This is a genomic window from Sphingobium sp. MI1205, from assembly GCF_001563285.1.
Classification (GTDB): domain Bacteria; phylum Pseudomonadota; class Alphaproteobacteria; order Sphingomonadales; family Sphingomonadaceae; genus Sphingobium.
Window position 1 is genome coordinate 142,950 of the sequence record NZ_CP005188.1, and the last position, 22,893, is coordinate 165,842.

The window sequence follows — 22,893 nt, forward strand, 5'->3', positions numbered from 1 at the left end:
GACGCTACCCCAAACCGATGGCGGTCGCCGTCCAATATGTCAGCCCGGCGGCGGCATAGGCCAGGGCAAACAGATAGCCGACCATGAAGAGCGGCCATTTCCATCCGTTCGTCTCGCGCTTGGTGACCGCGATCGTGGAAATGCACTGCGGGGCAAACACGAACCAGGCGAGGAAGGCGAGCGCCGTGGGCAGCGGCCAATTATCCTTCAGGCGTTCGCCCAGGCTTTGCTCCAGCTTCGCCTCGTCATCGCCTGCTTCAAGCGAATAGACGGTTGCAAGCGCCGACACCGCCACTTCGCGCGCCGCCATGGCGGGGATCAGGGCCAGCGATATGTCGCGATTGAACCCGATCGGCTCCAGCACGACATTCAGCCCATTGGCGATCCGCCCCGCGATCGAATAATTGACCTGGCTGACCGCGCTGTCCTCGGGTGCCTTGGGGAAGCTCAACAGTACCCACAAAATCACCGTGGATGTGAAGATGATGGTGCCAGCGCGCCTCAGGAAGATAACGGCGCGCTGCCACAGGCCCAGCAGCACGTCCTGCGGACGGGGCCATTGATATTTGGGCATCTCCATCAGGAATCCGCCGCTCGCGCCCTTGGTAACGGTCAATCGCAGCACCAGCGCGACCAGCATCGCGCCGATGATCCCTGCGACGTAGAGGCAGAAGAGCACAAGGCCCTGAAGCCCAATGCCCATGCCCACGTCGCGCGCGGGGATGAAGGCGCCGATGATCACCGCATAAACCGGCAGCCGCGCCGAACAGGTCATGAGCGGCGCGATCAATATGGTGGTCAGCCGGTCCTTGGGGTCTGCGATGGTACGGGTCGCCATGATGCCCGGCACCGCGCAGGCGAAGGAGGATAGCAGGGGGATGAAGGCGCGGCCCGACAGGCCGACCTTCGCCATCAGCCCGTCCATCAGGAATGCGGCGCGGACCATGTACCCGGTCGCTTCCAGCATCAGGATGAAAAAAAACAGGATCAGGATCTGCGGCAGGAACACGACCACTGATCCCACGCCGTTGATGACGCCATCGACCAGGAAGGATCGCAGCAGTCCGGATGGCAGGGCATCGCTGACGAAAGAGCTGGCGGCTTCCGCCAACCCCTCGATCATGGCAATCGGCGCTTCGGACCAGGCATAGACGGCCTGGAACATGACGAACAGCAAACCAAGCAGCAGCAGTAATCCGCTCACCGGATGCAGCGCGACGCGGTCGATGGCGGCGGTCAGGCGGCGCGATGGCGTTTCCCGCACGATGGCTGCGCGGGCGATGCGTCGGGCTTCGCTACGCAGCATGTCGAAATCGCGCGCATCTTCTGCAGCGCCAGTCCGCTGCGGGCTGCCGTCGAACATGCTGTCCAGCTCACCGCGCAGATGGTCCAGTCCGCGCTTGCGCACCGCCACGGTCGGTATCACCGGTACGCCCAGTTCGCGCGAAAGGATCGCGGCGTCCAGTTCCAGCCCGTCGCGGGTGGCAAGGTCCACCATGTTCAGCGCGATGATGGTCGGCAGGCCAAGCGACAGCAGTTCGAGCGCAAAACGCAGATGATTGTCGAGATTGGATGCATCGACCACCACCACCAGTGCGTCGGGCAGGCGTTCGCCCTGCTGCCTGCCGAGCACGACGTCCCGCGTCACCTGTTCGTCAGGGCTTGTGGGATTGAGGCTGTAGGTGCCGGGCAGGTCGACCAGCTCGACCGGGCGGCCATCCGACAGCGACAGGCGGCCCGCCTTGCGTTCCACGGTGACGCCCGGATAATTGCCCAGCTTCTGCCGCGCGCCGGTCAGAGCGTTGAAAAGCGCGCTCTTGCCTGCGTTGGGATTGCCGACGAGCGCGACCAGGGGCAGGTTGCTCATGCCGCGACGTCCTCCGGGCCGGTGCGCACCGTGATAGCGGCCGCGTGGTTGCGGCGCATCGCGATGGTCATGCGGCCCACCTTGCAAGCAATCGGGCCTCGACCCAGCAGTCCGCCATGATGCAACGCCTCGACGCTCGCGCCTTCGCACAGGCCGAATTCGCGCAGGCGCTGGCCGTCCGAAAGGGACAGCGCGTCCCAGTCTATCACATCCACATAGGCTGGCTGGCGGAGCGGCAGGTCGATCAAACGCAAGGGAAAAGCACTCGTTAGGATAAGCTGCGAGTGACTATCAATATAGATAGGAAAAGGCCAGACCGAATCGCCCTCGGCGCTCGGCAGATCATACTGCCGGGTAACGCAGCCTGCCGATAAAGCGGGACAGGCTCAGCCGCTCGCCGCCGCCCGCGCCTTTCCACTTCGCCTTGGCGCGCTCGAACCGCATGACGCCTTCGATGCGGCGGTTCAGGAAGGCGCGGCTTTCCGCCCAATCCTCGCTTTCGTCATCGACGAACACCAGCAGCGTTGCGGCATAGACTGCCGTCAGCGTCAGGCGCTTGCTGTAATGATTGAAGTCGGTGGCGCTATCCCCCGCCGCGCGCCACATGACGTCCGCCGCGCGCCAGCCGAGCCGCGCTGCCCGTGCGTTGTTTGTCGGCATGGCCATGATCGCCAGGGCGCGGCGCAAGGCCTCGCGGTCAGGGGCAAGCAGATCGAGGCGCGCGGTTACCAGCGCGATGATGCGCTGGCGGATCGACATGGCGTCGATCTTCTCCGGGGGCAGCGCCTCGATCATGCGCGCGTCGATGCTGGCGAACCAGGCGTCGATCATGTCCATCGCGCCTCCTGAAAAGGCGAGATGGGCGATGTCGGCATCGATACCGCCCTCCGCCGCCGCCATTGTTACCGCTTCCTTCCGCCATCCGTCGAAAGCTGCATGACGGGGCAGGATCGGCGCCAGGAACGCGCGTATTTCGTCCAGGGTGGGATCTTGGGGCAATTGGCTCATGGGGCAATGGTAAGGTCGGGGTGGCTCCCGCACAAGTATGGGCGCAAGGGGTCGCGTCATCGACGTAGAGCGGCTGGCCGTGACCGACGAGGCGTTTTGGCTCGCCAACCAGCGGCACGCCCTGCGCAATTGGCGCTTTCATCCGGCGACTCGCGACGGCGTAGTGGTCAGCGGAGCCAAGGTGCCGACCATATATTTCCGGCTGACCGACTGCTGAGCGCGCTGCGCCGGATGCAAGCGGCGGCTTTGCATCCGGCCGCGCCATCCCCTATATGACAGCGATGGCGATATTCCCCCGTCCAGTCTCTCCCAAGAGCGCGCTCAGCGACCTGTGGAGCTATTTTCGCGAGAATCGGCCGCACAAATGGCCGCTGCTCGGGCTGTCCATGGCGATCACCTACGTCATCATCTGGACCTTCGTGGTCGATGCCAACACCAATACCATGCCGACCCGCAACAAGATCATCTACGTCCAAAGCTGGGACGCCAGCCGTTCCGATGCCGCGATCATCCTGCAGCAGAAGATGGACCTGGCGAAGAGCGAGGCGGCGCTTCAAAAGCGGCAGAAGCAGATGCAGGGCTGGGCCGATGCGTTCGGCATCGACTGGCGGACCGAGGAAGCGCGGAACTCCGCGCGGCGCAAGGAGGCTTTGAAGGCCATCAACGCGCAGCTTGATTCGCGGCTGGCGAAGGCAGAGGCGGCGGACCAGGCCGCGCCCGGCACCCGCCAGCCTTGAACCGCCTGGTTATGGCTGATCCCGCCGACGATCGCCGTTTCATGGCTGCGGCCATCGCCCTGTCCGAACGCGGCCGGGGGCTGTCCACGCCCAATCCCAATGTCGGCTGCCTGATCGTCCGCGATGGCGCGGTCGTCGGGCGCGGCTGGACGCAAAAGGGCGGGCGGCCCCATGCCGAGGCGCAGGCGCTGGACCAGGCGCTGGACCAGGCGCGCGGCGCAACCGCCTATGTGACGCTGGAACCCTGTTTCCACCTGTCCCCGCGCGGCCCTCGCTGCGCTGATCTGATGGCGCGCGCCGGGGTGAAGCGCGCCGTCATTGCGTTGCGCGATCCCGACCCGCGCACGGACGGGCAGGGGGCGGCCTATCTGCGTGCCCGCGACATCGATGTCGAAATGGGGCTGATGGCGCAGGAAGCGGCTGCGGCGATGAGCGGCTTCGTCCTGCGGCAAACGCTTGGCCGTCCCGCCGTCACGCTCAAGCTCGGCCTGTCGCTTGACGGCTGCATCGCGCTCAGGGATGGGACGAGCCGCTGGATCACGGGAGAGGCCGCACGCGCGCACGCGCATCTCGAACGTGCGCGCCATGACGCCATCCTGGTCGGCGGCGGCACCCTGCGCGCCGACGCCCCGCGTCTGGATGTGAGGCTCAAGGGATTGGAGGACCGCTCACCCCGCCGCCTGCTGCTCGGCCGTGGCCCGGCGCCCAAGGGATGGGAGACCATCGGCCAGCCGAACGATATCGCCGCGCTCGCCCAGGTCGATCATCTGCTGATCGAGGGAGGCGCGGCCACCGCCGCTGCCTTTCTGCGCGCCGACCTGGTGGACAGGCTACTGCTCTACCGTGCCCCGATCCTGATCGGCTCTGGCCTTCCCGGCATTGGCGACATCGGCCTTTCCGATCTGACGCAGGCGCATGGCCGCTGGCGGCTGATGGATGAGCGCCGGCTGGGCGAGGACCGGCTGGAGGTTTACGAAAGATGGCGCAGCGCCTAGAGCGCGGCGGATACCCAGCAGGACTGCACGACCCATGTTTACCGGCATCATCACCGACATCGGCACCATCCGCTCCGTCGAGCAGCGCGGCGACCTTCGCCTCGTCATCGGCACAGCCTATGATCTGGACAGCGTTGCGATCGGCGCTTCGATCGCCTGTTCGGGCGCCTGCCTGACCGTCGTCGAAAAGGGTGCTGACTGGTTCGCCGTGGACATGTCGGCCGAAACCGTGGCGCGCACTGCGCCCGGCCTGTGGGTGCAGGGCGGACGGCTCAATCTGGAGCGCGCGCTCAAGGTGGGGGACGAATTGGGCGGCCACATCGTCACTGGCCATGTGGACGGCGTCGGCACATTGGTGTCGGCGACGCCGGAAGGCGATTCGACGCGCCTCGTCATCGCCGCGCCTGCCGCGCTGGCGGCCGCGCTGGCGGCCAAGGGCTCGATCACGGTCGATGGCATTTCGCTGACCGTCAACAGCGTGGAGGACCAGCCGGACGGCACGGTTCACTTCGGCCTCAACATCATTCCGCACACCGCATTGGCCACCACGCTGGACGCGCTTCCCGCCGGACGCGCCTTCAATCTGGAGATTGACGTGCTCGCCCGTTATCTGGACCGGATGCAGAGCCTTCGCAAGGCGATGTGATTTTCGCTTGAACATATCACATCATGATGTGATAGCTGCGCTCCACGGCCGATCTGGCCAAGGAGTCGCAGCCCATGTCTTCCGCGCTTATCGATACCGTCCGTACCCTCGTCAATGATGGCGGCATGTCCCGCTCCGGTCTGGCGCGCGCCGCCGGGCTGCACGCCAATTCGCTGCGCAAACTGGGCGAAGCCGACTGGAATCCGACCGCGGAAACGCTGGGCAAGCTGGAAAGCTACCTGCTGCGCCGCGAAGGCGGCACGGCGCTGGCCAGCCCGGAAGAGATCATCAACGAAGCGCGCAACGGCCGCATGTTCATCCTGGTCGATGACGAGGATCGTGAAAATGAAGGCGATCTGGTCATCCCTGCCCAGATGGCGACGCCTGATGCGATCAACTTCATGGCGACGCATGGCCGGGGCCTCATCTGCCTGGCGATGACCAAGGCCCGCGTCGAGGAACTCGGGCTTGACCTCATGAGCCGCAACAATGGCACCCGGCATGAAACCGCCTTCACCGTGTCGATCGAAGCGCGCGAGGGCGTTACGACCGGCATCAGCGCCGCCGACCGCGCCCGCACCATTTCCGTCGCGATCGACGGGTCGAAGGGGCGCGACGATATCGTTACCCCCGGCCATGTATTCCCGCTGGTGGCAAAGGATGGCGGCGTTCTGGTACGCACCGGCCATACCGAAGCGGCGGTCGATGTCGCACGGCTGGCCGGCCTCAATCCATCGGGCGTCATCTGCGAAGTGATGAAGGATGATGGCACGATGGCGCGCCTCGATGATCTCATCCCCTTCGCCCAGAAGCACAAGATGAAGATCGGGACGATCCGCGATCTCATCGCCTATCGCCGCCGCCACGATCATATGGTCGAACGGCGCGCCGAAACCACGTTCAAGAGCGAGTGGGGCGGCGACTGGAAAGCGATCAGCTTCTACAACAAGGCGACCGAGAGCGAGCAGTTGGTGCTGCAAAAGGGGCATGTGGTTCCCGATGAACCCACGCTCGTTCGGGTGCACCAGCTTTCCCTGCTGGACGATGTCTATGGGGCCACCGGCCCGCGCCGCGGCTTGCTCGCCAAGTCCATGGAAATCATCGCGCAGGAAGGTGCGGGGATCATCGTCGTGCTAACCGGCACCTCTCCGGTGGACTTTGTCAGCCGCATCCTGCGCCATCATGCTGGTCAGCCCGGCAGCGGCATGGATGAGCTTCGCGACTATGGCGTGGGCGCGCAGATCCTCGCCGAACTCGGCGTGCATGACATGATCCTGCTCAGCAACACGCACCACAGCCTGATCGCGCTTGACGGCTATGACCTCGCCGTGGTTGGGCAGCGGTCCGTAGAGCAATAAGAAGGATATAAGGCCGTGGCGAAATTCCTGATCGTTGAAGCCCGCTTCTACACTCATCTCAACGATCTGCTGATCGAGGGCGCGGTGGCCGCGCTGGAGGCGGAAGGGCACAAATATGAAGTCGTGACGGTGCCCGGTGCGCTGGAAATCCCCGGCGCGGTGGCGCTTGCGGCGGAAACCGGGCGCTATGACGGCTTCATCGCGATCGGCGTGGTCATCCGTGGCGAAACCTATCATTTCGAAGTGGTGTCGAACGAGAGCGCGCGCGGCCTTATGGCGCTCAGCATGGACGGCATCCCGATCGGCAACGGCATCCTGACTGTCGAGAATGAGGCCCAGGCCCTGACCCGCGCCCGTTCCGATGAAAAGGACAAGGGCGGGGAGGCCGCAAAGGCCGCCATCGCCATGCTGGCGCTGCGTGAGAAATTCAGCGCCTGATCGTCAGTCGCAAAGACATGGTAAAAGGGGGCTGCCACTGCCTTGGCGGCCCCCTTTTCATATCCCGTCAGCCCGCCTTGGCGAGCGTCGGATAATCCACATAGCCTTCGGCGCCCTGTGAATAGAGCGTGTCCGCCCGCAACGGATTGAGCGGCGCGCCGACCGACAGGCGGGTGGGCAGGTCTGGATTGGCCAGGAACGGGCGGCCAAAGCTGATCGCCTGGGCAAGCCCGCTGGTCAGATCTTCATGGGCGCGCGCGGCGTCGTAATCGCTGTTCAGCACGAGCGGTCCCGTAAAATGCCGACGAACGATCGGCGACTGGCGTGGGACATCGGTGGCGCCACGCGTTCCATCCGGCCGCAATTCGCGCATTTCCAGGAAAGCCAGGCCGATCGGCTCCAGCGCCTTGGCAACGGCAATCGAAAGGCTGGCGGGATCGCTGTCGTCCGTGCCCTGCGAAGCCCCGTTCAATGACACGCGCACTGCCGTACGATCCGCGCCGATGGCATCTGCCACGGTCTGCGTGATTTCGCGAAGCAGGCGCGTCCGGTTTTCGGCGCTTCCGCCATAGGCGTCCTGCCGCTGATTGACGCCGTTCCGTAGGAATTCGTCGATCAGATATCCGTTGGCGGCATGAATCTGCACGCCATCGAAGCCAGCGTCCCGCGCATTGCGCGCCGCCGTGACATAGGTGGCGATCAACGCTGGAATTTCAGCCTCTTCCAATGCGCGGGGCTGCTCATAGGGCTTGTTGCCGTCATAGCTATGCGCGTGGCCGGGGGCCGTGATGGGGCTGGATGATACGGGCTGTTCCCCGGTGATGCTTGAATGGACCAATCGCCCCATATGCCAAAGCTGCGCGAAGATCAGGCTGCCGCCATCATGGACAGCCTGGGTGACGGGCTTCCATGCTTCTACTTGCTCGGCTGACCAGATGCCTGCCGCGTAGGGCCAGCCAAGGCCCTGCTGCGACACGCCTATGCCTTCGCTGATGATCAGGCCTGCCGAAGCGCGCTGCCCGTAATAATCGGCCATGATCGGTGTCGGTATATGGTCACGCGTGGCGCGGGCGCGAGTCAGCGGGGCCATCAAGATGCGATTGCGCGCGGTAACGGCCCCCAGCTTCACGGGATCGAAGAGGCTGATCATATTTTTCCCTATCAAAGTTGCAAAATGCAACGTAGTTGATTGCCAACGCCAGCTAAGGGCCGGCGACCGCCCTTTCAAGTCCCCGACCGCAAATCATCAAAACAGCGTGTCGATCGCATGGATTGCCAGCCCGACCAGACCGCCGACCAGCGTGCCGTTGATCCGGATATATTGAAGATCGCGTCCCACGGCGCTTTCCAGGCGGCTGGTGACGGTTCCTGCATCCCATCCGCGTACGGTTTCGCTTACCAGTTTGACGATGGAATCGCCATAGCTTGCCGTCGCGCCCACCGCCGCGCGTCGTACGAACCGGTTGACCAGCAATCGCAGGCGGGGGCTTTCCTGCAACGTCCCGCCCAGTTGCTGCAGCGCCTCGCCCAGCCGTCCCGCCATCGCCTTGCCCGGATCGCGCACTGCGCGCAGCAGCCCGGATCGTGCCTGTTCCCACAGCCCATCGATCCATCGTTGCATGGCAGGATTATCGACGATCTCGTCCCGAATGCGCGCCACGCGGTCCTGCATCACGGGATCGAATTGCAGGTCGTTCGCCAGCTTCGCCATGCCTTCCTCCGCCTTCAGGCGCAGGCTATGGCCGGGATCGGCAGCCATTTCCGCCAGCATCCGGCGCAGGCCATCGATGATGGCGTTGGACAGATTTTCATCAAGTCCGGTCCAGCGCAGGATCTTGCCCGCTCGTTCATGGACCATCTGGCGGATCAGATGGTCGTTGGCCTCCAGCGTGCGATCCGCCCAGTGGATGATCCCGTCCATCACCGGCGCATGCCGACCATCGCGCATCGCCGCCTCGATCGCCTGGCCCAGTAGCGGCGCGAGGTTCATGCCCCGTAACCGCTGGGCGATCGCGCCTTTCACCATGCCGCCCAGCCGCTCCTGGTCCAGCGCCTCCAGCATGTCCGCTGCCAGCCGGGACGCGCCTTCCCGCAGGCGCCCGCCGCCGCCAGAGGGGCTCGCCAGGAAGCGCCCGGCGGCTCCCGCGACGTCCAGCCTCTGCATTCGCCGCGCGACCACTGCGGGGGTCAGGAAATTGTCGCGCAGGAACAGCGCCAGCGTGTCGCCGATCCGGTCCTTGTTCCGGGGGATGATCGCCGTGTGCGGGATGGGCAGGCCCAGGGGATGGCGGAACAGCGCGGTGACGGCGAACCAGTCGGCCAGCCCGCCAACCATCGCCGCCTCGGCAAAGGCCTGGACGAAGCCGATGGCGGGATGGTGATGCGCCGTCGCCCGCGCGATCAGGAACAGCATCGCCATGGCGAACAGCATGCCCGTCGCCATCAGCCGCATGTCCCGAGGAGACCGGACCGGCGCATCGGCGGCGGGAACTGGAACGGGAAGCATCTTCATCGTCCAACCAACGGCTACGCCGCCCTTTCGTTCAGACAAGCGCGTCTGCCCCCCCCCCTGCCGGTCCCGCCCATTATTCCGCGGGTTGTGTGATTCCTTCATGCTTTGTGTCGTCCCCAGGCTTGTAGGTGAGCAACCTGCGTCTCAGGCGCGGCCCTACCCATTCCTCGAACTCCAGTGCCAGACTGAACGTGGCGGGCACGATCACCAGCGTCAGCAGGGTGGACAGCAGCAGGCCGCCGATCACCGTAATGCCCATCGGTGCGCGCCAGGCGCTGTCGCCGCCCAGCGACAATGCCGTCGGCACCATGCCCGCGACCATGGCGACGGTCGTCATCACGATTGGCTGGGCACGCTTGTGCCCTGCATCGACTATCGCCTCGAAACGCGGCACGCCCTTCTGCACTTCCTCCAGGGCGAAATCGATCACGAGGATCGAATTTTTGGCAACGATGCCAAGCAGCATCAACACGCCGATCAGCACCGGCATGGAAATCGGATTGCCAGTAAGGTGCAGCGCGATCGCTCCGCCCAGCGGCGCCAGCAGCAACGACCCCAGATTGATGAAGGGCGGCATCAACCGCTTGTAGAGCAGCGTCAGCACCGCCAACACCAGCAGGATGCCGGAAATGACGGCGGTGATGAAATTCCTCACCAACTCCGCCTGCCATTTGGACTCGCCGGTGTTGATTTTTTGAAGATCCGGGATGCGGCCCTCATTAATCGCCATCATCGTGGGCAAGGCGTTGATTTTCCTGGTGGCCTGGCTGCTGACGATGCCGGGTGCGAGATCTGCGTCAACGACGATGCGCCGGATCTGATTATAGCGGCGGATCTGCGTCGGCCCGGCGCCGAATTCCACGTCGGCGACTACCTTCAAGGGCACGGAGCCGCCGCTGACCGTGGGCACGGGCATATTTTCGATTGTCGCCATGTCACGGCGGCTGTTTTCGGCGACCGCCACGCGGATGGGTATCTGCCGGTCGGATAGCGAAAATTTGGCGGTGTTCTGATCTATGTCGCCGATCGTCGCAACCCGGATCGCCTGGCTGAGCGCCGCAGTGGTCACCCCAAGGCTGGCCGCCAGGTCGAAGCGTGGCTTGATGATGATTTCCGGCCGGTTCATGTCACCCTGTACGCGGGGCGACCGTATTTCCTTCACGCCAGACATTTCCGTGACCAGCTTGTTGGCGGTCTGCTCCAGCAGGTCCGCATTATCGCTGCCCAGCATGATCGTGATGTCGCGACCGAAGCCGCCCCCCGACTGCGACTGGAAGTTTACGCGCGCATCGGCAATCTGCTGGAATTGCGGCGCGACAGCGCGCTCCCATTCGACAGAAGAAGACGGCCTGTCCTTCCTCAGTGTCAGATAGATGTTGGCGCTCGTCGGCTCGATGTCGGCAAAGGCCGCTTCCACATAGGCCTTGTTGGCCGCCAGCATGTCCGCAACGCGTCTGGTGACTTTGGTGGTCTGCTCCAGCGTGCTACCCGGCACAGTTTCGATTTTCACCTGGCTGAAATTCGTGTCCGTCGATGGCTGGAATGCCATCGGCAAGGTGGCGAAGGCGAGTATAGTTGCGGCAAAGGCCAGCGCCCCGATCCCCACGGTCCAGATACGGTGATCGCGCAGCCAGGCGGTAAATCGCCCGCCTGCGCGCGCCCGATGGGCACCGGCACGGCGTTCATCGAGCGACCAGCGCAGGACACGCATGTAAATGTCCATCAACCGACCCTCGCCATGGCTTTTCGCGCCATGCGCCTTGAGGAAATAGGCGGCGACCATGGGCGTGATCAGCCGGGCGACCGCTAGGCTGAGCAGCACGGCCACGACCACTGTCATGCCGAACTGAATGAAAAATTGCCCGGAAATGCCTGGCATCAATGCGACCGGCAGGAACACCGCGACGATCGCCATAGTCGTCGCCAGCACGGCAAGCCCGATTTCGTCGGCAGCGTCGATCGCCGCCTGATAGGCGGTTTTGCCCATCCGCATGTGGCGGACGATATTTTCGATTTCCACGATAGCGTCATCGACCAGTACGCCCGCCACCAGGCTCAGCGCCAGCAGCGAGATGACGTTGAGCGTGAAGCCCATCATGTCCATGAACCAGAATGTCGGGATTGCCGACAAGGGAATGGCGAGCGCCGCGATGATCGTCGCGCGCCAATCACGCAGGAACAGGAAAACGACGACTACGGCCAGCACTGCGCCTTCGATCATCGACTGCATCGCCGTATGATATTGGCTCCTGGTGTAATCCACGCTGGAGAAGAGCTGCTGGTAGCGGATCTTCGGATTTTCCTTCTTCAACTGCTCAAGCACCTTGAGCGCGTTGTCGAAGACGGTGACGTCCGACGATCCCTTTGCCTTTTCCATGCTGAAGCTCGTCACCTGCGTGCCGTTCATCAGCGAAAGAGACCGCTGCTCCGCATACATGTCGCGCACATCGGCCAGGTCCGCCAGCTTCACCGTGCGGCCGCCGGCGATAGCAATCTGGGTCTGGCCCAGCGCGTAGGCGTCCTCGGCGTTGCCCAGCACGCGGATCGCCTGTTCTGCTCCGGCAATTTCGGTGCGGCCGCCTGCCGCGTTCAGGTTCACCTGCTGCAACTGCTGATTGACCTGCGCGGCTGTTATGCCGTGCGACTGCAGCTTGGCCGGGTCCAGAATAACGCGGATTTCGCGGGTGACCCCGCCGCCGCGCTTGACCGCCGCCATGCCGGGCACTGCCAGCAGCCGCTTGGCGACCGTATTGTCCACATACCAGGACAATTGCTCCAGCGTCATGTCGGTCGCTTCGGCGCTGAAATAGGCGATGGGCCCATCGACGTCCATCCGGGTGACCTGCGGCTCCAATATGCCTTCGGGCAGATCACTGCGGATCTGGTCGACAGCATTCTTGACGTCATTGACCCCACGGTCGACCGGCGTTCCGATCTGGAACTGCACGATCGTCATCGACTGGCCCTCCGAGACGGTCGAGGTGATCTCATCGACACCGCTGATACCCCGGACGGCGGCTTCGATCCGCTGCGTCACCTGCGTCTCAAGCTCCGGGGGCGCGGCGCCCGGTTGTGATACCATCACCTGCGCGATTGGGAAGCTGACGTCGGGCTGCTGATTGATGTCCATGCGGCCGAAGCTGACCATGCCAGCGATCAACAGCGCGACGAACAATACGAGCGGGGATACCGGATTACGGATCGCCCAGGCCGAAATATTGCGAAAACTCATGACGGCTTCCTCGCCCGCGCGGTTTTACCCGGCCTTTTTCAGTTGCGGCCGGACCTTTTGTCCGGCGCGCAGGAAGGCGCCCGCTGACGCCACTATGCGTTCATTGCCATTCAGGCCACGCGTCACCGCCACGCCCTTGTCAGATACCTGGCCGACTTCGACATCGCGCCGTTCGGCCTCGTCACGCGCGTTGATGACGTAGACATAATGGCCCTTGGCATCGGTCTGCACCGCCGATTCCGGTAGCATCGGTGCGGTCGCGGAGCCGCTGACGATCGTCGCGGAGGCAAAACCGCCCGGACGGATCGCGGGGTTATAGGCGATTGCGATACGCGCCATTCCCTGCCGTGTTTGCGGATCGATCACCGGAGAAACCTGCCACACGCGCCCGCTAAACTGCGCTTGGCCACCCACCGGTGTAATGGTCGCGCTGTTGCCCGGCCGCAAGGTTGCAAGATCAGTTTCGCTCAGCTGCGCCAACAGCTCCATTTCGCCGCCCTTCGCCATGCGGAACAGCACGCCGCTGCTTGATCCGACTATCTGGCCCGGCTCCACCTCGCGCGTCAGGACCAGTCCGGCCGCCGGTGCGCGGATGTCCAGTCGTCCCGTTCGCGCGCGCTGTTCGGCAAGCTGCGCTACGGCGACATTCACGCGCGCATTCGCGGCATCCCGGGTGGCTGTGCGCTGGTCAATGTCCGCCTGGCTGATGAACCCCCGCTGCACGAGGGCGCGGGCGCGATCAAGCTGCGCCTGAGCCAGCTTGGCGTCGGCTCGGTTGACTTCCACCTGGGCCGCCAGAGATTTTATCTGCTCTGTCTGGACGGACCGCTCGATTACCGCCAGCACCTGGCCCGCGCGGACCCAGTCGCCAGGCTGCACCAGCACCTGCCTGACTTCTCCGCCTTCACCAACGACGCCGACAGGCATTTCCACACGCGCGGCGAGTGAACCGTTGCCGCTGATAGTGCGCGGTACAACCGACTGACCGGGCACGATCACCGTGACCACAGGCGCTTCTTGAGCCGCTGCTGCCGTTTCCGGACTCTTGCCATGCATGGTGATCCACGCGGCGATGCCGATGAGAATGATGGCGATAATCGCGCCGATGACCAGCATGCGCCGCCGTGCAGGCTGCGCTTCTTCGCCAAAGATGCCCGCCGGGGCATCCCCGGCGACCTGAGTTTCGTAGTTCATCCCGGTTCCATCGCTCGGCGTCTTGCCGCTGGAGCACTGTGTTATATAAACAATGCACCTGGCTCAACCCTCCATACACTTTGCACATCTGCGCAGCAACAATCGCGGTCGGCCTGTCCCTTGCCAAATCGTTGCGGCTATGGCGCTATGACGGACGCAAAGGGCGGGAGGCTAGGATGGAATTGCTTGGTTGGATCATCGTCGGCCTGTTCGCAGGGGCGATCGCGCGGTTGGTGATGCCGGGCCGTGATCCGGGAGGCTGCGTGGTGACGATCCTTCTCGGGATCGCCGGCGCATTGCTTGTGGGCTATGTCGGGCGCCTCCTCGGCGTCTATGATCCGGGGGAGCGGGTGAGCTTTCTGGCGGCTGTGCTGGGTTCCATCGGTGTTCTGGCCATATATCGCTGGTTTGGGAAGCGGCGCTGACCGGCGCAAAAAAAGGGCCGCGTCGAAACGCAGCCCTTCATACCCGCCAGCTGAGCTTGCGGGTCGGTTTAGCGGACCGATCCGCGACGGACCAGATTGACGATGGCAAGCAGCACGATTGCGCCGACCAGCGAAACGAGGAAGCTGTAGAGCGTCAGGCCATCATTGATTGAACCGCCGCTGAAAATCAGGCCGCCGATGAAGGCGCCTACAATGCCGACGACGATGTTCAAAAGGATGCCCTGCTGCGCATCGGTCCTCATGACCATGCTGGCAAGCCAGCCAATGATACCGCCCACAACAAGCCACAGAATGATACCCATCTCACACTCTCCTTGGACCAGCGCCCCCAGCGGGTTGGCTATTCTGCTCAACGGCGAAGTCGGCTTAGCGTTCCGTCGAAAATGTTTCCGGGTTGACATTTAGGTGCGAATCGCTGCGCACGCGCAAACGAAAAGGGCCGCCGGATGCACATCCGGCGGCCCTTTTCCACACTTGCGGCTCGATGCCGCAGACGATGATCAGTATTTCTGCTGACGTTCGTAGAGCGACTTGTAATATTGTATCCGGGTCACCCGCAGGCCATGCATGCCCGAACGATCAACCGCGCGCTGCCAGCCCGCAAATTCCTCCAGCGTGAGCGAATAGCGCGCGCAGGCTTCATCAACGGTCAGCAGGCCGCCATTGACGGCAGCGACGACTTCCGCCTTCCGGCGGACGACCCAGCGGGTCGTATTCACTGGAGGAAGGCTCTCCAGCGTCAGGGGTTCTCCGAGCGGCCCGACGACCTGTGCAGGTCGTATTTTTTGATTTTCTATCATTCTCACCCTCAAAAAGCGGCACTGGCTTTGCCGAATTCAGCAGCGGCAACCGTTATGCGCGTCAGCCCTGAAGATCGGCTAAAGCCCCACGGTAAACGCTCCCTTCATCATCATTGTCCCACTCCTAAATGCTGTGCGATCAACGGGTTGAAGCTGCCCGTTGGGCGCGCGGCTGCGATCATGCCGCTGGTCCGTGGCGCGAAGATTTCGGCCAGGTCCTGGATCCAGTCGCCCTCTTGGTCTTGCCCCCGCAGAACCCCCGCAACTGCCTGCGCGGTCGGGCTGGCCGCCTGCGCCGCCGCCGAAGCAGCCCGCAGCATCGGCCAGACCGGCGCGTGCGGCCGGCTGACGGGTCTGGCATTGGCGGGTCTTAGCCCGCCCGCCCGAAGAAAACTGAAGTCCATGAGGCGAGGGATAGGGAAAAAAGGATAAAGTCCGGTAAACTCGCGCCGCCGGAATGATGCATGTCGCGACGGCGGGGCGGGAATCCTCTGGAATGCGCGCGCAGGCGCGATTATATGCGCGCCCATGCAGCCTCAGTTTCAGTTGCCCGAGCCGCTCAGCGCGCGCCGAATCGTTGTTGCCATGTCCGGCGGCGTGGATTCGAGCGTCGTCGCCGCGCTTGCCGCCCGCACCGGCGCGGAAACCATCGGCGTGACGCTCCAGCTTTACGATCATGGCGCGGCGGTTGGCCGCACCGGCAGCTGCTGCGCCGGGCAGGACATTCGCGATGCCCGCGCGGTCGCAGACCGTATCGGTATCGCGCATTATGTCTTCGATTATGAAAGCCGCTTCCGGGATTCGGTCATCGCCGACTTTGCCGATGAATATATGGCGGGACGCACGCCTATTCCGTGCGTGAAGTGCAATATGGGGGTGAAGTTCACCGATCTGTTCCAGATCGCGCGCGACCTGGGTGCGGACTGTCTGGCGACGGGCCATTATGTACGCCGGGTCGAAGGTTCGCAGGGTGCCGAGCTGCACCGGGCGGCCGATCCCGCACGCGACCAGAGCTATTTCCTCTTCGCTACAACCCAGGCGCAGCTCGATTATCTGCGCTTCCCGCTTGGTGGCATGCCCAAGCCGCAGGTGCGCGAGATCGCGGGTGAACTGGGCCTGGCGGTCGCGCTAAAGCCTGATAGCCAGGACATTTGTTTCGTGCCGGACGGCGATTATGCCAAGATCGTGCGAAAGCTGCGTCCCGATGCCGATGAGGGCGGCGAGATCGTCCATATCGATGGTCGTGTGCTTGGGCCGCACAAGGGGCTGATCCATTACACGGTAGGCCAGCGCAAGGGGCTGGAGATCGGCGGGCAGGCGGAGCCACTATACGTCGTTCGTCTGGATGCCTCGGAGCGGCGGGTAATTGTCGGGCCAAAGGCGGCCCTTGCAGTATCCGCGGCGCAGCTGTCCGACATCAACTGGCTGGGCCGTGATTTCACTGGGCCATTGACGGCCAAGGTGCGGTCGATGGCAAAGCCGGTGCCCGCGCGGCTGGATGGCGGGCGGCTGGTTTTCGACGCGCCCGAGTTCGGCGTCGCGCCGGGGCAGGCGGCGGTACTCTATGCGGGCGATCATGTGCTGGGCGGCGGCTGGATTGCGGCGACCGAACCGGCGCTGGCCGAGGCCGCTTAGGAACGCGCTTCCCGATCCGCCCTGCGCGACCTTGCCCTTTCAACCCCCGCCAAGTAAGGCCCGCCGGTCATGACTCGTCCGCTCACTCTCGCCATCCCCAAGGGCCGCATCCTTGATGAAGCGCTGCCTATGCTCGCGCGCGTCGGCATAGAGCCGGAGGCGGAATTTCATGACAAGAAAAGCCGCGCCCTGCGCTTCGCCACCAACCGTCCTGACATATCGATTATCCGTGTGCGCGCTTTTGACGTCGCGACCTTCGTCGCTCACGGCGCGGCGCAGATCGGCATCGTCGGTTCCGATGTGGTCGAGGAGTTCGATTATTCCGAACTCTACGCCCCCGTTGACCTCGATATCGGCCATTGCCGCCTGTCGGTCGCGGAGCCTGTCGATCTCGCCGACGAGGATGAGGCGGCGATGAGCCATGTCCGCGTGGCCACCAAATATCCCTATCTCACGCGCCGCTATTATGAAGCGCGCGGTATCCAGGCTGAATGCGTGAAGCTGAACGGCGCGATGGAACTGGCCCCGTCGTTGGGCCTGTCTCGCCGCATCGTCGATCTCGTCTCCTCGGGAGCGACGCTCAAGGCCAATGGCTTGGTCGAAACACATGTCATCATGCAGGTGTCAGCCCGTCTGGTAGTCAATCGCGCCGCTTACAAGATGCGGTCCGCTGACCTCGCCCCTCTGGTAGAGGCTTTCCGCAAGGCCGTGGGAGTGAAGAATGCCGCTTAGGCTCGACAGCCGCGACGCGGACTTCGCCGCAGCCTTTACGGCCCTGGTCGATGCCCGGCGCGAGGCGGACGAAGATGTGTCGCGCGATGTCGGCGCGATCCTGAAACGGGTGCGCGCGGAAGGCGACGCGGCGATCGCCGATTATACCAATCGCTTCGACCGGCACGATCTGGACGCAAGCGGCTGGGCGGTAAAACCGGCCGAGTGTCGCGCTGCGTTGGAGGGCATTTCCACTGAATTGCGCGATGCGCTGGAACTCGCGGCGGCGCGTATCACCGCCTATCATGAAAAGCAGAAGCCGTTGGACAGCGACAGCGTCGATGCGGCAGGTGTCCGCTTGGGCGCGCGCTGGACGCCCGTCGATGCGGCCGGGCTTTACGTGCCGGGGGGCCGGGCGGCCTATCCCAGTTCGCTGCTGATGAACGTCATTCCCGCCAAGGTCGCGGGCGTCTCGCGCATCGCAATGGTGACGCCGACACCCAATGGCGAGATCAATCCGCTGGTCCTGGCCGCAGCCAGCATCGCGGGGATCGAGGAAATCTGGCGCATCGGCGGAGCGCAGGCAGTGGCCGCGCTCGCTTATGGCACTAACCGGATCAGGCCGGTCGATGTTATCACCGGACCGGGCAATGCCTGGGTGGCGGAGGCCAAGCGGCAGCTGTACGGCGTGGTCGGCATCGACATGGTGGCTGGCCCGTCCGAAATCGTCGTCGTGGCCGATGCGCAGAATGACCCGGACTGGATCGCTGCCGATCTGCTCAGTCAGTCCGAACATGATCCGACCAGCCAGTCGATCCTCTTCACCGACGATGCCGCCTTCGCCGATGCCGTCGCTGCGGCGGTGGAAAAGCGTCTGCCGCTGCTTTCAACCCAGGCGGTCGCGACTACCAGCTGGGCAGCCAATGGCGCGATCATCCTGGTGCGCGACCTGCAAGAAGCGATGCCGCTGGTGAACCGCTTGGCGGCCGAGCATCTGGAACTGGCCGTCGATGATCCCGACGCCCTGTTCGCGCAGGTGCGTCATGCCGGATCGGTATTCCTTGGCCGCATGACGCCAGAGGCGGTGGGCGATTATGTCGCTGGTCCCAACCATGTGCTGCCGACCGGTCGTCGTGCGCGTTTCTCATCGGGGCTTTCGGTGCTCGATTTCATGAAGCGCACCAGTTTCTTGAGCCTCGACAGGGCTGCAATCGAGGCCATCGGCCCGGCTGCGGTTGCCTTGGCGAAGGCGGAGGGACTGCCAGCCCACGCAGCATCGGTGGCGGTGCGGCTGCGGTGATGATGTTCCATTCGGTTCTGGCCTGTCGGGAACCGGATGCGCAGGGTTCTCGACAGGCCAGAACCAAACGGAATAAAAGACCTTTATGAACGAACGCTCCAAATCCCGCTCCGCCGCCCGCCTCGCCGCGGTTCAGGCGCTGTATCAGTTGGAGATGGAGGGCATCCCGCTTGCGACGCTGTTGCACGAGTTCCATCAGCACCGGCTGGGCGCGACGATCGAGGATGTTACCTATGCCCAGGCGGAGGAAAGCTTTTTCGACGATATCGTGACCGGCGTGGAAAAGCGCCGCAGCGAGATCGACGGTATCGTCACGGCGCGCCTGTCCAAGGGCTGGAGCCTGGAAAGGCTCGACAAGCCGATGCGGCAGATTCTACGGGCGGGCACATATGAACTGCTCGCGCGGAAGGATGTATCGACCGGAACGGTGATCAGCGAATATGTCGATGTCGCCCATGCCTTTTACGACAAGCGTGAAGCAGGCTTCGTTAACGGCTTGCTCGATGGCGTGGCAAAGGATGTGCGGAAGTAGCGCCATGCCGGACACGGGCGACCTGTCTGGTTTCGAATATAGGCTGATCTTCGGTCATGTCGGCTGAATCCCGCTTCCTGACGCTGCTTCGCTTGCTGGCGAACGATCCCGGTGCGCAGGGTCTGCAGGATGATGTGGCGGTGTTGGAGGTGGGAGGAACCCGCCTGGTCCTGACCAGTGACACGATGGTGGAGGGGGTGCATTACCTTCCCACCGACCCGCCCGCCGACATCGGTTGGAAGCTTGCCGCCGTAAACCTGTCCGATCTGGCTGCGAAGGGTGGGCGCCCGGTGGGATGCCTGCTCAACTACGCCTTATCGGGTGACGACAATTGGGACGCCGCTTTCCTTGAAGGCTTGGGCGATGCGCTCAGCCGCCATGCGATGCCGCTGTTGGGCGGCGACACGGTGCAAATGCCGGCTGGCAGCCCGCGCAGCTACAGCTTGACCGCGATCGGCGAGGCCACCGGCCCTGTGCCTATCCGGGCGGGAGCGCGGGCGGGCGACAGGCTGTATCTGACAGGGCCGGTAGGTGACGCCGGCGCAGGGCTGGACCTGCTGCGGTCCAATCCGGGTGCGTCGGGGCCGCTGGTCGATGCCTATCGGCGGCCGAAGCCGCGCCTGGTCGAAGGAGCACTGCTCTGCTCGCATGTTCATGCGATGATGGATGTGTCCGACGGATTGCTGATCGACGCAGCACGCATGGCGGAGGCGAGCGGGCTTGCCGTCACCATCGACCATATACCGCTGTCCTCCGCGTTGGAATCGGCCCGCGGCGCCAGCACCGCGCTACAGATCGCCGCGGCGCAGGCGGGGGACGATTATGAATTGCTGTTCGCCCTTCCACCCACGCTCAAGCCGCAGGTGAGGGCTATTCCCGTGGGACACTTTTCCGCAGGATCGGGGCTCAGTCTCTTCATCGACGGGGCGGCGATGCCGCTGCCCGCCAGCCTTGGGTGGGAACATGGATGATCGCTATCGCCGCAAGTTGCTGATTCAGGTCATTTCTGTAACGGCTTGACGCAGCCGGTCCGGGCTGTAGCTTCCCCTCCATCCTTTCTCAGCCCGGTTGGACCGCATGATGTGCGTGTACCTGATGCTGATTGATGCGGTGCCCGATGCCGGATGCGTGAATTCCGGCTGCCCGCCCTTATGCCTTTCGCCTGCCCGTTATTCCCTGCGGAGCGGCTGATGACAGTGATAACAGGGGGAGAGGAACATCCATGCAAATTGTCTATATCGCCATAGGGTGCGGCCTGCTGGCCGTGCTCTACGGACTGTTCACCAGTCGACAGGTGCTGGCGGCCTCCGCTGGCAACGAAACCATGCAATCTATCGCTGGCGCCATCCAGGAAGGTGCGAGAGCGTATCTCAGCCGCCAATATATGACCATCGGCGTGGTGGGCGTCGTTGTCGCGGCGATCGTCCTTTATTTTCTGGGCGCGGTTTCAGCGATCGGCTTCCTGATCGGCGCGATCCTGTCGGGGGCGGCGGGCTTCATCGGCATGAATATTTCGGTCCGCGCCAATGTGCGCACCGCCGAAGCTGCGCGGACCTCGCTGCAAAGTGGCCTTACAGTTGCCTTTCGGGCAGGTGCGATCACCGGCATGTTGGTGGCTGGGCTGGCACTGCTCGCGATCAGCGTCTTCTTCTGGTATCTGACCGGCCCTGCGGGCCACGCTCCCGACGATCGCCTGGTGATCGACTCCCTTGTCGCGCTGGCCTTCGGCGCCAGCCTTATTTCGATCTTCGCGCGTCTGGGCGGCGGCATCTTCACAAAGGCGGCAGACGTCGGCGCGGATCTGGTGGGCAAGGTAGAGGCGGGCATCCCGGAGGATGATCCACGCAATCCCGCAGTCATCGCGGACAATGTCGGCGACAATGTCGGCGACTGCGCAGGGATGGCGGCTGACCTTTTCGAAACCTATGTCGTGACGGTGGGCGCGACGATGGTGCTGACTGCACTGCTGGTGACTGGGGTCGACAATGCCTTCCTGCTGCAACTCATGGCACTGCCGCTGATCGTCGGCGGCGTGTGCATCATCACCTCGATCATCGGCACCTACATGGTACGGCTGGGTTCCAGCCAGTCGATCATGGGCGCGCTCTACAAGGGCTTCTGGACCACGGCCATCCTGTCGATCCCGGCGATTTATTTCGCGGCCCAGTTCACCCTGGGCGATCTTAACGCCCGCTTCGGCGCCGATCTTGACGGCAATGGCGGCTATACCGGTATCGCATTGTTCTGGTCGATGATGGTGGGTCTGGCGGTCACGGGCCTGATTGTCTGGATCACCGAATATTATACCGGCACCAACTACCGTCCGGTGCGCAGCATTGCCCGCGCATCCGAAACCGGCCATGGCACCAACGTGATCCAGGGCCTTGCCGTGAGCCTGGAAGCGACGGCGCTCCCCACGCTGGTGATCGTCGCGGGCATTATCGTCGCGCACCAGCTCGCGGGCCTGATCGGCATCGCCTTCGCGGCGACGGCCATGCTGGCTCTGGCAGGAATGGTCGTGGCGCTCGACGCTTATGGTCCGGTCACGGACAATGCGGGCGGCATCGCCGAAATGGCCCATCTCGACGACAGTGTGCGGGCCAAGACCGACGCGCTGGACGCCGTGGGCAATACGACCAAGGCGGTAACGAAAGGCTACGCCATCGGCTCGGCGGGCTTGGCCGCGCTGGTGCTGTTCGGCGCCTATACGGAAGACCTGAAATTCTACAATTCCGCGCTCGGCCTGACGGAACCGGTCGATTTCAGTCTGTCCAATCCTTACGTGATCGTCGGCCTGCTGCTGGGCGCGCTGCTGCCCTATCTGTTCGGCGCGATGGGCATGACCGCCGTTGGCCGTGCTGCGGGCGACGTCGTCAAGGACGTGCGCGATCAGTTCGCCACCAACAGGGGGATCATGGAAGGAACGTCGCGCCCTGATTATGCGCGAACCGTCGATCTCGTCACCCGCGCCGCGATCAAGGAAATGATCATCCCCAGCCTGCTGCCCGTGCTGGCCCCGATCGTCGTCTTTTTCGCGATTTCGGCCGTGGCGGGTACGCCCAATGGCTTCGCGGCTCTGGGCGCGCTGCTGCTGGGCGTCATCGTCTCCGGCTTGTTTGTCGCCCTGTCGATGACCTCGGGCGGCGGCGCTTGGGATAATGCGAAGAAGTACATCGAAGACGGCAATCACGGTGGCAAGGGATCGGAAGCGCACAAGGCGGCCGTGACTGGCGATACCGTAGGCGACCCGTACAAGGATACGGCTGGCCCCGCGGTCAATCCGATGATCAAGATCACCAACATCGTTGCGCTGTTGTTGCTCGCTGCGCTGGCGCACGGAGCTTGATCGGGATGCCCTCTCCAGCAATGGAGAGGGCAATTCTAGCAACATTGCGGGGGAATAGTCTTCAAACTGAAATAAAACAGAAATGATAGAGTCACATAACGGTCATAGTCGGCGCCGACGCCACGTGGCGCGGGAG

At 63.8% G+C, this 22,893-nt stretch carries 23 protein-coding genes; 13 read left to right on the plus strand and 10 right to left on the minus strand.

Annotated features, from left to right (window positions below):
* Positions 1–4: 4 nt before the first annotated feature.
* The 3 genes from feoB to K663_RS00755 all read right to left on the minus strand — a co-directional run bounded on the left by feoB (position 5) and on the right by K663_RS00755 (position 2,875).
* Positions 5–1,867, minus strand: coding sequence for a ferrous iron transporter B (feoB, locus tag K663_RS00745; RefSeq protein WP_062112882.1), 1,863 nt, complete (start codon positions 1,865–1,867; stop codon positions 5–7).
* Entirely contained in the window at positions 1,864–2,121 is a 258-nt protein-coding gene (locus K663_RS00750) for a FeoA family protein (protein WP_062112885.1), read from the minus strand. Before K663_RS00750 ends, feoB begins: the two co-directional genes overlap by 4 nt.
* Positions 2,122–2,209: 88 nt before the next feature.
* Positions 2,210–2,875: a COQ9 family protein gene (locus tag K663_RS00755; RefSeq protein ID WP_062112888.1), complete on the minus strand. Its 666-nt coding sequence runs from the start codon at positions 2,873–2,875 to the stop codon at positions 2,210–2,212.
* Between the two features lie 37 nt (positions 2,876–2,912).
* Between K663_RS00755 and K663_RS00760 the strand changes: the two genes are divergently transcribed.
* The 6 genes from K663_RS00760 (at position 2,913) to ribH (ending at position 7,049) form a co-directional block, all read left to right on the plus strand.
* Positions 2,913–3,092, plus strand: coding sequence for a hypothetical protein (locus tag K663_RS00760; RefSeq protein ID WP_062112891.1), 180 nt, complete (start codon positions 2,913–2,915; stop codon positions 3,090–3,092).
* Positions 3,093–3,156: 64 nt separating this feature from the next.
* Entirely contained in the window at positions 3,157–3,612 is a 456-nt protein-coding gene (locus tag K663_RS00765) for a hypothetical protein (protein ID WP_235589474.1), read from the plus strand.
* A gap of 41 nt (positions 3,613–3,653) precedes the next feature.
* Complete coding sequence (gene ribD, locus K663_RS00770; protein ID WP_062120101.1) at positions 3,654–4,607, plus strand: bifunctional diaminohydroxyphosphoribosylaminopyrimidine deaminase/5-amino-6-(5-phosphoribosylamino)uracil reductase RibD; 954 nt, start codon at positions 3,654–3,656, stop codon at positions 4,605–4,607.
* Between the two features lie 34 nt (positions 4,608–4,641).
* Entirely contained in the window at positions 4,642–5,253 is a 612-nt protein-coding gene (locus K663_RS00775) for a riboflavin synthase (protein WP_062112897.1), read from the plus strand.
* A 74-nt stretch (positions 5,254–5,327) separates the two neighbouring features.
* A complete protein-coding gene (ribB, locus tag K663_RS00780) occupies positions 5,328–6,611 on the plus strand; it encodes a 3,4-dihydroxy-2-butanone-4-phosphate synthase (RefSeq protein WP_062112902.1) in 1,284 nt (427 codons plus the stop codon).
* A 15-nt stretch (positions 6,612–6,626) separates the two neighbouring features.
* Positions 6,627–7,049 carry a 6,7-dimethyl-8-ribityllumazine synthase gene (ribH, locus tag K663_RS00785; RefSeq protein WP_037468772.1) on the plus strand — a complete coding sequence of 141 codons (423 nt, stop codon included), beginning with the start codon at positions 6,627–6,629 and terminating at the stop codon, positions 7,047–7,049.
* Between the two features lie 67 nt (positions 7,050–7,116).
* Here the strand turns inward: ribH and K663_RS00790 are convergent, their stop codons facing one another.
* The 4 genes from K663_RS00790 to K663_RS00805 form a co-directional block, all read right to left on the minus strand.
* Entirely contained in the window at positions 7,117–8,199 is a 1,083-nt protein-coding gene (locus K663_RS00790; protein ID WP_062112905.1) for an alkene reductase, read from the minus strand.
* A 96-nt stretch (positions 8,200–8,295) separates the two neighbouring features.
* On the minus strand, positions 8,296–9,561 hold the full coding sequence (locus K663_RS00795; protein WP_062112908.1) for a DUF445 domain-containing protein: 1,266 nt from the start codon (positions 9,559–9,561) through the stop codon (positions 8,296–8,298).
* Between the two features lie 73 nt (positions 9,562–9,634).
* Complete coding sequence (locus K663_RS00800) at positions 9,635–12,793, minus strand: efflux RND transporter permease subunit (RefSeq protein WP_062112911.1); 3,159 nt, start codon at positions 12,791–12,793, stop codon at positions 9,635–9,637.
* A gap of 24 nt (positions 12,794–12,817) precedes the next feature.
* Positions 12,818–13,987, minus strand: a complete 1,170-nt coding sequence (locus K663_RS00805) for an efflux RND transporter periplasmic adaptor subunit (RefSeq protein WP_062112914.1) — start codon at positions 13,985–13,987, stop codon at positions 12,818–12,820.
* 176 nt (positions 13,988–14,163) lie between these two features.
* Between K663_RS00805 and K663_RS00810 the strand changes: the two genes are divergently transcribed.
* Positions 14,164–14,412 (plus strand): GlsB/YeaQ/YmgE family stress response membrane protein, encoded by a 249-nt coding sequence (locus K663_RS00810; RefSeq protein WP_062112929.1) that lies wholly within the window; start codon positions 14,164–14,166, stop codon positions 14,410–14,412.
* A 68-nt stretch (positions 14,413–14,480) separates the two neighbouring features.
* Here the strand turns inward: K663_RS00810 and K663_RS00815 are convergent, their stop codons facing one another.
* The 3 genes from K663_RS00815 to K663_RS00825 all read right to left on the minus strand — a co-directional run bounded on the left by K663_RS00815 (position 14,481) and on the right by K663_RS00825 (position 15,637).
* The gene (locus K663_RS00815) at positions 14,481–14,735 is read right to left on the minus strand and encodes a GlsB/YeaQ/YmgE family stress response membrane protein (protein ID WP_022682486.1); all 255 of its coding nucleotides are present in this window, start codon (positions 14,733–14,735) and stop codon (positions 14,481–14,483) included.
* A 198-nt stretch (positions 14,736–14,933) separates the two neighbouring features.
* On the minus strand, positions 14,934–15,233 hold the full coding sequence (gene sciP, locus K663_RS00820) for a CtrA inhibitor SciP (protein ID WP_062112932.1): 300 nt from the start codon (positions 15,231–15,233) through the stop codon (positions 14,934–14,936).
* A gap of 110 nt (positions 15,234–15,343) precedes the next feature.
* Entirely contained in the window at positions 15,344–15,637 is a 294-nt protein-coding gene (locus K663_RS00825) for a hypothetical protein (protein WP_062112934.1), read from the minus strand.
* A gap of 124 nt (positions 15,638–15,761) precedes the next feature.
* Between K663_RS00825 and mnmA the strand changes: the two genes are divergently transcribed.
* From mnmA to K663_RS00855, 6 genes are all read left to right on the plus strand, one after another.
* The gene (gene mnmA, locus K663_RS00830; protein WP_062112936.1) at positions 15,762–16,868 is read left to right on the plus strand and encodes a tRNA 2-thiouridine(34) synthase MnmA; all 1,107 of its coding nucleotides are present in this window, start codon (positions 15,762–15,764) and stop codon (positions 16,866–16,868) included.
* A 69-nt stretch (positions 16,869–16,937) separates the two neighbouring features.
* Positions 16,938–17,600, plus strand: coding sequence for an ATP phosphoribosyltransferase (gene hisG / locus K663_RS00835; protein WP_037462972.1), 663 nt, complete (start codon positions 16,938–16,940; stop codon positions 17,598–17,600).
* Positions 17,590–18,879 (plus strand): histidinol dehydrogenase, encoded by a 1,290-nt coding sequence (gene hisD / locus K663_RS00840; protein WP_062112938.1) that lies wholly within the window; start codon positions 17,590–17,592, stop codon positions 18,877–18,879. The genes hisG and hisD overlap by 11 nt, the downstream gene beginning before the upstream one ends.
* Before the next feature lie 85 nt (positions 18,880–18,964).
* Positions 18,965–19,411, plus strand: a complete 447-nt coding sequence (gene nusB, locus K663_RS00845; RefSeq protein WP_062112940.1) for a transcription antitermination factor NusB — start codon at positions 18,965–18,967, stop codon at positions 19,409–19,411.
* Between the two features lie 56 nt (positions 19,412–19,467).
* Positions 19,468–20,382: a thiamine-phosphate kinase gene (gene thiL / locus K663_RS00850; protein ID WP_062112941.1), complete on the plus strand. Its 915-nt coding sequence runs from the start codon at positions 19,468–19,470 to the stop codon at positions 20,380–20,382.
* A gap of 251 nt (positions 20,383–20,633) precedes the next feature.
* The gene (locus K663_RS00855) at positions 20,634–22,757 is read left to right on the plus strand and encodes a sodium-translocating pyrophosphatase (RefSeq protein WP_062112943.1); all 2,124 of its coding nucleotides are present in this window, start codon (positions 20,634–20,636) and stop codon (positions 22,755–22,757) included.
* Positions 22,758–22,893 lie beyond the last annotated feature (136 nt).